Genomic DNA, 12954 nt, shown 5'->3' on the forward strand with positions numbered 1-12954 from the left:
TTTTGTAATAAATGTTAAAATTCAGATAATGTATACTCATATCCATTACTAACTTCTAATACTACAATTAATCCTCCAAGACCGTTAGCACCTGTATCTGAGCCTTCAGATGAAAGATTATACGCTGTTGTTGATATAGAACCCGCAGTATCATCAAAATATTCTTGACTCCAAGTTAAAGTTAAAGGAATAGTATCTGTAAAACCATAGCTTGAGTAAGGGTTAGACCATAAATCAGACACTAAATAATATGTGCCGTCAGGTAAACCGCTTAAAATGTCATTTTCAGGACAATTTGATGTTCCTAAAACGTATCCTAAATAGTTAAAGGCTTCATCATAAAGTATGATATCGAAATCTAATTCACAAAACGAATTGATTGCAACATTGCCGTCTTCATCTTCTGCTGAACCATCCCAAGACAATGTTAGTTCTAAACCATCGTTGATATAATCATCTTCGATAGAAATTGTATATGTGAAAGGGCTTACTATAAAATTAGCTCTTGAAGAACCAGAGATTTCTAAAGTTTCAGTACCTTCAATATCACCAGTTTGTAAAATTTCAACTGTTGCAGATCCAGTTAGTGACCCAGCAGGGATTGTAATTGTACCAGCTGAAAAATCACTTGAATCAGCTGTTCCTCCTGTTTGTACTAAATCTATAACAGCTGTAGCTGGTTGCGCTGATGGCAAAGTTGCTGTAATCTCAACAGTGTAAGTAGATGCATCATCTTCATCAATGGCACTTTCAGAAAAAGTAGTTGGTGATGATGATGATAGTGTAACTGTGGCTGGAGAATAATCTACCAAAGATTCACCCGTGTTATCATCTTCATTACAAGATGTTATAAGTGTAAAAGTCAACAAAGTTAACCCTATGTTTTTAAAAATGTTTTTCATAATTTGAATTTATTGTTTTTTCAAAATTTACTGGCGATACATAATCCATGAACTTCCATCGTATACATTTTCTACACCAGAAGTTTCCCATACTATATTTCCGTCGTTATCTACATAGCCTTCACCATATATTACGTTTGAAAATTGCCAATCGTTTATAATGCTTAAAATACCACAAGTATCAGTAAATGTAATGGTATAACCAGATCCAGGCCAACCCATCATAGAATCCATTTCATATAACCCAGGACTAAGTTCAGTCACTACGTGAGTACCTGGACCTGATGTGTAGTCAATTACATAAGAGGCAGCTAAATCTGATGAACAATTAACTACCATATCGTAATTACCTAATGATGTACTATAATAGTAAACATCACCGTCTGTTTGGTAAACTTTTGTTCTAAATGTTAAAACATCACCAATTCTTAAATCAGATTCTGAAACGTCTAAACCTTCAAATAGAGATTCTAGATCTGAAATTTCAATATTAAGCGGTAATGTAGTACTTTCAGCAACTACAGCTTCAGTTCCACTATTAAATGACTTTACAATTTCAATTTTTTCAATATCATCTAGAGAACCAGCTGTTAAACTTACAGTTAGGTTTAAATAAGCATTGGTTATAGTAACCATGGCTTCGTCTAAATCAACACCAGCTTCAGGCGAACCTAGTATTGAACTATTTAATGTCGTGTTAACATCAATAATCAATCCTGCTTCATCACTTATCTCTGCAACAGTATCTGCATCAGTTTCACAAGAATATATTGCTAAAACAGATGCTATTAATAACAATACGTTTTTAATTTTTTTCATAGTTTTTTAGTTTTGCCACCAAAGCGGTGTAGTTAATTCATCAGCTCCTTGGTCTGCAACTGCTGCAGTATAATTCACATTGTTTAATGATTGTTGTGTTGATGGATAAGTAAACCTAGACGGTATACTAGACTCAACAGCATCAATGGCTAATGGAAGTTCTGGTATTCCAGTTCTTCTGTATTCGGCCCAAGCTTCAAAACCTTGCATGTACAAAGATACCCATAATTGTTCAGCAATTAATTCTAAACCAGTATCTCCTGATATATAACTAACTGAAGGAGCTCCTGATACTAAGTTATCTGTTACTGAAGAAGCAATACCAGTATTGAAGTATTCAGCTGCATCTCCTGAAATATATCCTTTTTCAGCAGCTTCTGCCATTAGAAAACTTAAATGAGCATAAGTCATGAAATAATACGGAGCCTCAGCTTCTAAATACAGTGTTCCTATTAAAGAAACGTTGTTAGAGTCACCATAAAAAGAGCTACCTATATCGAAAATTCCAGCAGGTTTTCCTACATAACCATTTCCTGATCCATCACCACCAACTTCTTGAGCATAAGCTGCAAGTCGTGGGTCATTAGTATCTAACATATAATTTACCAATTCTTCTCCTAAACACCATTCAGTGGTTCTACCTCCATTTACTAGAGCTTCATAAAAAGGATTTGCATTTGGTTCTGCACTTAAATATACTAAAGCAGCTTGATCTTCATTACTTGTAAATAAATTACCAGAATCAACCAATGCTTGTAATTGGCTAGAAACATCATTACCACCTTCTGCATAGCGCATAAGTGCTTTGAATTTTAATGAACCCGCTAATTTTTTCCATAAAGAATAATCACCACCGTAAAGAATGTCTTGGCTAGAATCAATTTCACCAGTTCCATCAAGTAATGTTATAGCTTGATCCAGCATATCTAATATTCCAGGATAAATTTCAGTTTCGCTGTCGTCATATATTGGTGTTATGATTCCTTCATCACCTTTTAAAGATTCACTAAATGGGATATCACCATATAAATCTGTCATGATATGAAATGCGTTGGCTTGTAATATTAAAGCAACACCTTGAAGGTTATTGTTACCTTCTTCAATTGCTAATTCAGCCATAATACTAGCGTCTTTAGCTACAACATTATATAAATTAGACCATACACCGTCTATGGTGCTTTGTCTAGGTATGTACAATTCATTTGAGTTATAAATAGGCTTCCCTAAATGTTGTGCCCAACAAGAACCAGTTTCACCGCTATTGAATGAACTTTGAATTGTGTTACCAGTACCTCTGATAATTCCAGCAAGAAGTAAATTAGCAGGAACAGTACTAGGGTCGTTGGGGTTTGAATTTACTTCTTCAAAATCCTTGTCACAGCTAGTAAGCACAAACATATTACTTATAAGCATAAGTAATAATATATATTTGATTTTTTTCATTTTTTTCATTTTAGAATTTTAGATTAAGACTTAGACCAAGACTTCTTGTTGGAGGTATTTGAGCATATTCAAGTCCTTGAGATCCTGTTGAGTTACTAAATGCACTTTCTGGATCGATATGAGGAACTTTTTTATAAAGAATAGCTAAATTTCTTGCAGTTAAGGCTAATGATAATTGGTCTACACCAGCTTTAGATATTAATTTTTGTGGGAAAGTGTATGTTAATGATAATTCTCTCCATTTAACAAAAGAAGCATCGTATACAGAAGATTCTGAGATGTTTTGAGAATAAGCTGATTTGTAGTAGTTCTGTGCTGATACAACTACGTTATTATCAACATAACCACCATTACCATCAGACATTACGCCATCACCTACTATTCCTGTTTCACGACCAACAAGTGTTTCTTCTAATACACCTGCATATTTACCCCAAACATTTGTTTGTGAATAAATATCACCACCTTTTTTAACATCAAATAAAGTTGTTAACCTTACGTTTTTATAACTCATATTTATTCCTAAACCACCTGTCCAGTCTGGATTAATGTTACCTAGAACTTTATTAGTTGCAGAAATTTGAGGTAAACCGTTTTCATATATAATAGCACCATCTTCTGATCTTTCAAAAGCTGAACCATAAATAGCACCAACAGCTTCACCTTCTTGAGCTAGTATATCAACATACCATAGACCACCTAGCACAACTTGACCGTTGTTAGTAGTAGGATCATCATCTATATTTTGAGCTTCGTTTACGTTTTTCGCAAAATTAACATTAAACCCTAAGTTGAAACCATCTGGATTATTAATTACATTTGCAGATAAAGCAACTTCAATACCTTTATTAGTAATGTCAGCTACATTATCCCAGTATGCTGTATTTCCAGAAGAAGGATCGATATCTTTGGCCATAATTACATCTGTAGTTTCTTTGTTGTAATATGTTACATCTAAAGATAAATTATTTTTGAATAAACGAGCTTCAAAACCAATTTCTTTTTCTACCGTGTCCTCGTTACGAATATTAGGGTTCCACAGCGTACTAGGATAGAAAGCTACAGGAGTACTATCCCAGGGTTCTGTAGAGTATTCGAAACTTGGTTCAATACTGTAAGGTGATAGAGGACCTGCACTACCAGTTTTAGACCATCCACCTCTAACTTTTAAGTAAGATAATAACTCACTTGAAATATCGAAAGCATCAGTAATTATCGCACTACCTGTTATGCTAGGGTAAAAGAAACTATTGTTTTGAACTGGTAATACAGAAGCCCAGTCATTTCTCCCAGTCACAGATAAGAATAAATAATTTTTATAAGACACATCTGCAAAACCAAAAATACTATTTATTTTTTGTTTAGATTGAAATTGTGTTACTACAGAAGATACACCATCTCTAGTATTAGCAATATTATAAAGGTCTGGAATTTGTAATTCTGGAGCTTCCATATATAGCCTATGATAATCATTAACCATACTACTTCCTCCAATGTTAGCACCAAAATTAAAGTCTCCTGCATTAGCAACATAGCTTAAAATTGCTTGAGAGTTTATTTCATAACGTGTGCGTTGAGTTTCTTCATAAGAACCACGAACAGACTGGTAAGTACCAAAGGCTCTTTTCTTAGTATCTAAAGAAGAGAAGTAATCTATACCTGTTTGAGCACTAACAGAAAAGTTATCATTAATTTGGTAATTAATGTTTATATTACCTAATAATCTGTTTCTATCGAATGTGTTAGTATTAGTATCTAAAGTCCAATAAGGGTTATTGTTATAAGCTAAGTTCCAGTTTATTGGTGTTGCATCATCTGCACCAGAAGCAAAAGCGGTAGGAAGATTTTTCCAATCTCTTAATGCATTCCAGTCTACGTTTCTAGCAGACCAAACTAATTGACCAATTTGGTTATTTGCATCTCCGTACCCAACAGATGGTAAATTGTCACTTTCTGTTTTTATGTAGTTAGCAGATAAACCAACTGTCCATTTATCTGATAAATTCATGTTGATTTTACCACCTAAATTATATTTACGTAAATCAGTATTATATAAAATACCTTTTTGATCTGTCATACCAATTGACACACGGCTACTATAGTTTTCATCAGACTTTGAAAAAGAAATATTGTTATTTGTAGTTAAACCTGTTTCAAAGAAATCTTTAACATTATCAGGGTATGACACCCATGGTTTTGCTTCTCCATCGAATGAATCCCATTGAATAAATTCTAATCCAGTGTCTAATGGCGCTCCCCAGCTTTCATCTACACCACCATCACCAGTAACACCATCAACAAATTCAAAGTAGTTAGTGTCGAAACCTTGACCATAAGAGTTTTGATAATCTGGTAAAACATATGCGTTATCTAGAGTAACACTAGAAGATATATTTATACCTAATTTACCTTTATTACCAGATCCTGATTTAGTTGTAATTACAATTACACCATTAGACCCGCGCATACCATAAAGAGATGTAGCGGCACCACCTTTTAAAACATTTAATGTTTCAATATCATCTTGATTGATGTCGGCTAATCCATTTGGAGTACTATTACCTCCACTTGATCCTGAGTCACCATAAGATGAATTATCTAATACTACGCCATCAACTACTATTAGTGGTTGGGTGTTACCACTAATTGTAGAGATACCACGTATAACAATTCTACTTTCTGCACCAACTGCTCCAGAAGCACTTGTTACGTTAACCCCAGCAATTTTACCGCTTAAAGAATTAACTATGTTAGCGTCTCTTACTGTGGTTAAATCTTCAGTTGAAACACTTTGGGTAGAGTACCCAAGAGCTTTTTCTTCTCTTTTAATACCCAGTGCAGTTACTACTACTTCATCTAAAGCCTCTGCATCTTCGGTTAAAGTAACATTAATTGTGTTAGAGGCTCCAACTAGTACCTCTTTTGTGGTATAACCAACAAAACTAAACACAAGAGCAGATCCTTGAGTAGCTGTTATTGAGTATTTACCATCAAAATCTGTAGAAGTACCATTTGATGTTCCTTTAACTAAGACAGTAGCCCCAGGCAGTGGTAGTCCAGAGCCATCTGAAACCATACCTGAAATTGTCTTTTCTTGTGCAAAAGATAGATGCACAACAAACGCTAGTAATAGCGTTAAAATTCCACTAAACTTTGTTTTCATTTTATAATTATTTGAATTAGTCATTGCCAAAAATCAAAATAATAAGTTAATAAAACAACAAAAATTAGTTAAATTTTATAAAAACAGCTATAACGTTAAGATAAATTTAGTAGAATTAATTAAAACTGTAAGTTAATATGTTGATAAGTTAATAATTTGTTTTGTAGTATTATTGATGATAACTTTTTGATAATTTATTTATAAAAAAGAGAGTCGTAAAAATAGTGACTCTCTTTTTTTAGATATATTATAAGTAAATGATTTTTATTGATTTACTTCTGTAACGTCATACAATCCAGGTAATGGTGAAGGTACGTTTGGATTTGTGTCGATTTCATTTTGAGGATATAAAAAGCGTTGTGGAATTTCTGTTCCCGTTTTTGCTGGTACTCCTAATAAATTGTTTGTTCTTCTAATATCATGATAAGGTTGTAATTCTCCAATAAGAGTAATATACTTTTCTTCTAATATTTCTTGTAACAGTGTGTCTCCTGTAGAAGTTGTTTGTGGAAACATAGCGTCATACTCTAGGGCTAACTCATCCCTAACGGAGTTAAGAGCATCTTGAGCAATGGTAGTTTGACCTTCTCTTATAGCGGCTTCGGCTTCAATTAATTTTGTCTCGTAATATGAAATTAAATTAAATGAGGATGTTTCCGCAAATACACCATCTGTTGTGTTTAAAACATCTGTGCCTCCAGATTCAGAAAAATAATAAGCAGCTCTTTCTGTGTCACCTGGGGTTTCTAAAAGTCTATCAACATTGTCTGTGCTATCTAGCAATTGAAATAAATAGGAATTATCTGCAGTTAAGTAACCGTCTCTTTGGTCAACAATAAATTGATAATAAAGGTTTTCACTCAGGGTTGAAGATGTGTGTAGTGAAACTAACGAACCATCTAGGGTGCTTATTCCATTTTGTGCTTCAGTAAGAGCTAAATCATATTCTTTTGTAATTAAGTAATAACGTGCTTTAAGTGAATGCGCAATTTCAGCCCAAGTTGCTGTGCTAGATAGTCTGTTACCAGCATATAAGCTAGCAGGTTCGTCTTCAACATAATCTATTGCTGTATCTAAAAGATCTTGTACTCCTGCAAAAACAGCAGATTGGCTGTCGTAGGCAGGTGTGTAAAATTGATCCGCATCGTTAGCTTCTGTAAAAGGAACATCGCCCCATAATGCAGCAACCTCTGCTAATAGTACAGCTTTAGTAATAAGGGCTACTCCAGCTAATTTTAAATTTTCGTTTTCTAATGCTGCATCAACTGTTATGTCTGCTTGAGCAATACCGTCTACATAGGCATCGTCCCACATATCGTCAAATTCACTTGCGGTAACAGAATAACTGTTTACAGTTATATATTGCCTGTCGCTTCCGGTGAATTGATTCATAAAAATACCAGCGTATCTTGCTGAATTTGAGCTTGAAAGTAGTATCCATGCTAGTTGAGCTTGTCCTATTACTAATTCAGGAGCCGCATTGCCAAATGCGTTTGGATCTTGATTATAATTGTCTGTGTAATTCTCGCAAGCAAGAGTTACCGATAGCAGAATTGCTAAAATTGTATGTTTTTTAAATATTTTTCTCATCGTCTTCTTTTGATTTAAAATGATAATCTTACGGTTCCTATGTATGATTTTGTACCTGGATTGCTAAAGTATTCAAGTCCTCTACCTTTTGATGCACCTGTTAAGTTGTTATCTGGATCAAATCCTTCTACGTCTGTCCATAAAAATAGGTTTCTTCCGGTTACTGAAAATTGTACATCGCTTAACCCAAGAGGGCTAATAAATTTTTTAGGAAGAGAATAGCTTAATGATAACTCTCTTAATCTAGCCCATGAAGCATCTTCAATAAAAATTTCAGATACAGAGCCAAATCCGCCGCCGTTTGTTAACCACCATTCATGATCTACAGCTACTGGACCTCCGCCAAAATCATGTTCAAAACCTCTAAAGGTTGAGCCTGCTGATATAACGTCTCCAAATGCATTCACTAAGTCTTGACTTGCAACGCTTTCAACGGCTGTGTCGGGATGTACACCAAAATAATTTAATACACCTCTAGTACCATTCCAAACATCATTGCCTTGAGAGACTTCTAATAGAGCTGATAGGCTGAAATTTTTGTATGTAATACTAGTTCCTATTCCTCCTCTCCAGTCTGGGTTTGGGTCGCCAATAAAATCTGCTTCAGCGGCAGCTGTTGGAAAGCCATATTCGTTTAGTATATAGTCTCCATTATCATCACGGTCATAAACACCACCTCTTAAGACAGCAAAAGGTTGCCCCTCAGCAACTCCAGAGGAAGTGCTTGTGAAGCCATTTAGTGAAAAATAACCACTTCCAGCCATATCGACTACTTCACTAACATTTTTTGTAAAACTAACATTCATATTCCAGCTAAAATCTTGTCCACTTATTATTTTTCCAGAAAGATCTATTTCTACACCTTTATTAGTTATTTCTGCAGCATTTCTATATTCAGAAGAGTATCCATTTGCAGCAGAAGTTGGTAGTGCAAGAATAACATCTTCAGAGGTTCTGGAATAATATGTTCCTGAAAGGCTAACTCTGTTGTTAAAAAATCTAGTGTCTAAGCCAATTTCATATTCTTTAATTCTTTCTTCTTTTAAATTTGGGTTTCCTCTCAGTGATGATCTACCTATTGGATTACCATATAAAGAGCCGTCTAGACCATCTCCCCATGACGAAGTAATTGTTGCTGGAGAAAACGTTGTACTAGTTGCATAGGCTGTTGGTTCGATACCAACTTCTCCATAAGAAGCTCTTATTTTACCAAAGCTCAAGATGTCTGATCCTTCAAGGCGTTTAGAAAAGTCCCACCCGGCAGATACACTAGGGTAAAATATTAAGCCAGCATTTGGTAGTGTTGAAACATATTCTCCGCGGGCTGTTGCTTCTAGTAATAACTCGTCCCATAAAGTAAAGTTAACAACAGCGTAAGCTCCAGAGGTTCTTGTGTTTGTGTCAGATTGAGCATTTGTTGAGTTTTCTGATGTAGAATTCCCAACAGACAAAAATACTTCATCAGGATTTGTAAAGTTCGTTTCTTGAACACTTAATCTCGAATATTTGTTGTCAAAAACCTGATAACCGGCTATCCATGTCATAGATATAGCATCTGATAATTCGTGGCTTGCGTTTATAAAGAAGTTATAATTTTCATTACTTTCTGTTATTCTATCTTCGCTGTAAAGGCCATTAGTTCCGTCACTTGCAGAGCCACCAGGCCAATAATTTGTTCTAACGTCTTGGTAGTAGTCTATACTATATCTACCAGTCAAGGAGATGTTGTCGCTTAATTTGTAATTAAATTCTGGAGAAATTATAAATCTATCTACGGTATTAAGGTTTAATTGCTGGTTTGTGGTCCATAAGGGGTTATTGTATGTTGGTGAATCGTAAGCAAATGTTCCAGATTCTGCGTCAAAAGTTCTATAAGATCCTAAATATTGACGATAACCGCGATGAGAGTTTGGTGTTGTTATGCCATCTCTAAAATTGGTTCCTTTGTAGTCTCTAAAATCAAAATCTGCAGGGTTTCTTAAATAGCCTAAATATAAGCCGTTTAAGTTGGATCCAGTTTGTACTCTGTTGGATTTAATACTGCTGTACTGTGTAGACATTCTCATTTTCAATTTATCTGAGAATTGTGTGTCATTGTTTAATTTTATTGTAGATCTGATGTAATCGGAAGTGCCTTTGTAAATACCTTCTTGATCCCATCTTGAAATACTAACATAAGTTGAAGATTTTTCACTTGAAAAGCCAATACTTAAAGCATTTTCTAAGGCTAATCCGTTTTGAAATATAGCATCTCTGTTGATTTGGTTGTATACAGTATCGTCGTTTTTAGATAGTATTGGGTAGTAAGTAGTCCCGTTGTCTGCTACAAAAAATTCTGAAGAATTGGTGTTTACTGTGTCTGGTCCACCACTTCGGTTTGCTATTTTGTCACCATAAGAAAGTGCATAGTTTCCTAGCCAGATACCATCTTCAAAATTATCGATACCATCCCAGATTTTTGGGTAACCTTGCCCGTAGGTACTTTGCTTATCCCATTCTCTATTAATAACATCGATTGATACAGAGCTTTTGTAATTAACTGTCATTTTTCCTTTTTTGCCTCTTTTAGTTTGTATTACTAATACACCGTTGGCTGCTCCTGTTCCATAAATAGCTGCGGCAGAAGCTCCTTTTAATACAGATATTGATTCGATATCTTCAGGGTTTAAATCATTTAATCGAGATTGTTCAGATACCCCGCTGGTTGTTGAAAGGTTTACACTGTTGTTGGAAATTATAGCTCCGTCTAAAACTATTAGAGGGCTACTACTACCTAAAATAGTGTTTTGTCCTCTAATCTGGATATAGGCTCCAGAGCCTGGATCACCCGAATTTCTTGTTATATTTAAACCGGAAGTTTTTCCTGATAATCCTTGTAGTAGTCCGGATTCTCCAGATTTTTGTAGTTGATTAACTTTAACAATACTTGTTGAACTAAGGTCTTCATCCTTCTTTTTTTCAAGGCCCAAGGCTGTTAATACAACTTCGTCTAATGATTCTGCATCTTCTTCTAAGGTTACGTTAATTGTTGAAGATGTTGCAATTATTACTTCTTTGGTAGTGTAACCAACGAAGCTGAATACTATGGTTTCACCAACATTGGCTGTTAAGGAGTATTTACCGTCAAAATCTGTTGAAGTGCCAGTTGACGTTCCTTTAACAAGTACAGTAGCTCCTGGCAGTGGTAAGCCATATGAGTCTATTACTGTTCCTGAAATTGTTTTTTCTTGCGCATAAGATATGTGCACGATAAACGCTAAGAGTAGCGTTAAAATTCTACTAAACTTTTTTTTCATTTTACAAATTATTTGAGTTAGTCAGTTGTAAAAATCTTAATAAAAAGTTAATAAAACAATAAAATTGACGAATTATAGTTAAAATTTGCAAAAACCTTACATTAAAATGTATAATAATGTTAATTTTTTAAAAAAATAACATTAAAAAGACTTAATTATGGTTTTTTAACAGTGTTTTGTTTACTTTAATGTTGTATTTATGTAAGATTTTATTAATAAAAATATGAGTTATGTAAGTTTTTAAAACGAAGATGTTAAACTTATGTGCATTTTTGAATTTGATAATGAAAAATTAGAATATTTTGATTTGCCGTTAGCAAAATTTAATCGAAAAACGCCAGAATTTGTTAAAATCCCAAGCCCGATACCATACCCGAAGAGATTTTCTTTTGTTTGAGTTAGGTTGTTTTCGAAATATGCAGAGTCAAAAATGGTATGAATGTATAGGTTTTGTGCTACTTGGTAGCGATACTCTGTATTTAATAAGGTGTATAAATTGGCATAAATACTGTTTTCTTCGAAGCCTCTTATTGAAGTGATTCCTCCAAACAGGTATAGTTCATTTTCATAATAATTATCAGAAACTAATATATTGGAGATGTTTCGGAGATAGAAACTGTTTTTTGTGTTTAGCTGAAATATTTTATATGTATTTAAACCTAGGTGAATTTGTTTTTGTTTTGTGGAATTGGTCAGTCTATTACCAAATTTTGCTTCAATATTAAATATTGATTTCATTGGAAATAGTAAGTTGTTATTTTTTGTAGGGTTTGCAAATTCGTAAGATGTTAAGAATTGAGTGGAATTATAGTCTTGAATACTGGTGTTTTCTGTGTTGTTTAATAAATTGTTAGATGTGGTTTTGGATATTCCAGTGTATATTTTGTTTCGTGAATTAAGTTGATAGTGTATTCTTGCAGTTTGTTCGCTAGTTAAAAATGTTGAGTCTTTTTTAAATATTTTAAGTGATAAATTTAAACCTATGGGCGACTTAAATAAATAAGGAAGGGTTGTGTTTATTTCAAAAGTTTGTTGTTCGTTTTCATCGCTTTTGTAATATAACTTAAAAGATTCTCCGTAATTTAAATTATTAATTAAGTTTAGGTTTAAGTATCCGTCAAATTGAATTTGTTTATTTTCCTCGTTAGTTCCAAAACCAAGAAAGCCATCAAAGCTGTTACTTTTAAGTTTATTCATGTAAAGGTATAGTGTAGTAGAATCTTTGGTGAATAAAACTTCTGGAGATTTTAAAGAGTTTGCGAAATTTAAATTAGATAGTTGTTTTATTTTGGAATTTATTTCACTTAAATTTAATATTTCATTTTGTTTTAATTTTAAATAATGCCTTAAAAATGATTTTGGGAATTTTTCATAGCCTTTAATAAGTATTTTGTCAATTTTTCTTTTTTCAGAATTTCTTTCTAATATTAAAAAGGCATGCAATAAAGAGTCTTTTAATGTTATGTTCGTTAATGTTGTTTTTGAGAAAGGGTAGCCGTTTTCAGAAATTTTTAAATTTAGATATTTCATTTTTTTTTCTAAACTACCAATAGGTAATTCAAAATAGTTATGCGATGCATTTGAAGCAAAAGATTTTATTAGTTTTTTATTAATTTGAGAAGAATCAAAAAAAACACGAATAAACTTAAATCGTTTTCCCAAATAAATATTAGTTGTAAATGATGAATCGTTTAATTTAAATGTTTTTTGTCTTTTATTTTCAATAAACCCTTTTTTTAGT

Annotated in this window: 7 protein-coding genes; all 7 read right to left on the minus strand. The window is 33.5% G+C overall.

Annotation, left to right across the window (positions count from 1 at the left end; all coding sequences use genetic code 11):
• Positions 1–14 precede the first annotated feature (14 nt).
• Positions 15–902 (minus strand): hypothetical protein, encoded by an 888-nt coding sequence (locus LG649_RS10285; protein ID WP_226543747.1) that lies wholly within the window; start codon positions 900–902, stop codon positions 15–17.
• Positions 903–929: 27 nt separating this feature from the next.
• The gene (locus tag LG649_RS10290) at positions 930–1721 is read right to left on the minus strand and encodes a hypothetical protein (RefSeq protein ID WP_226543748.1); all 792 of its coding nucleotides are present in this window, start codon (positions 1719–1721) and stop codon (positions 930–932) included.
• Positions 1722–1727: 6 nt separating this feature from the next.
• The gene (locus tag LG649_RS10295) at positions 1728–3164 is read right to left on the minus strand and encodes a SusD/RagB family nutrient-binding outer membrane lipoprotein (protein WP_226543749.1); all 1437 of its coding nucleotides are present in this window, start codon (positions 3162–3164) and stop codon (positions 1728–1730) included.
• A gap of 10 nt (positions 3165–3174) precedes the next feature.
• Complete coding sequence (locus tag LG649_RS10300; protein WP_226543750.1) at positions 3175–6327, minus strand: SusC/RagA family TonB-linked outer membrane protein; 3153 nt, start codon at positions 6325–6327, stop codon at positions 3175–3177.
• A 264-nt stretch (positions 6328–6591) separates the two neighbouring features.
• Positions 6592–7917: a SusD/RagB family nutrient-binding outer membrane lipoprotein gene (locus LG649_RS10305; RefSeq protein WP_226543751.1), complete on the minus strand. Its 1326-nt coding sequence runs from the start codon at positions 7915–7917 to the stop codon at positions 6592–6594.
• Positions 7918–7931: 14 nt separating this feature from the next.
• Positions 7932–11213 (minus strand): SusC/RagA family TonB-linked outer membrane protein, encoded by a 3282-nt coding sequence (locus LG649_RS10310; RefSeq protein ID WP_226543752.1) that lies wholly within the window; start codon positions 11211–11213, stop codon positions 7932–7934.
• Positions 11214–11453: 240 nt separating this feature from the next.
• Positions 11454–12875: a POTRA domain-containing protein gene (locus LG649_RS10315; protein ID WP_226543753.1), complete on the minus strand. Its 1422-nt coding sequence runs from the start codon at positions 12873–12875 to the stop codon at positions 11454–11456.
• Between the last annotated feature and the right edge of the window lie 79 nt (positions 12876–12954).

The organism is Neotamlana laminarinivorans, from assembly GCF_020523925.1.
GTDB classification, from domain to species: Bacteria; Bacteroidota; Bacteroidia; order Flavobacteriales; family Flavobacteriaceae; genus Neotamlana; species Neotamlana laminarinivorans.

Excerpts from the sequence above, each read along its gene's own strand:
- LG649_RS10285 (WP_226543747.1), bottom strand. The coding sequence starts at position 902 with ATGAAAAACATTTTTAAAAACATAGGGTTAACTTTGTTGACTTTTACA.
- LG649_RS10290 (WP_226543748.1), bottom strand. The coding sequence starts at position 1,721 with ATGAAAAAAATTAAAAACGTATTGTTATTAATAGCATCTGTTTTAGCA.
- LG649_RS10295 (WP_226543749.1), bottom strand. The coding sequence starts at position 3,164 with ATGAAAAAAATCAAATATATATTATTACTTATGCTTATAAGTAATATG.
- LG649_RS10300 (WP_226543750.1), bottom strand. The coding sequence starts at position 6,327 with ATGAAAACAAAGTTTAGTGGAATTTTAACGCTATTACTAGCGTTTGTT.
- LG649_RS10305 (WP_226543751.1), bottom strand. The coding sequence starts at position 7,917 with ATGAGAAAAATATTTAAAAAACATACAATTTTAGCAATTCTGCTATCG.
- LG649_RS10310 (WP_226543752.1), bottom strand. The coding sequence starts at position 11,213 with ATGAAAAAAAAGTTTAGTAGAATTTTAACGCTACTCTTAGCGTTTATC.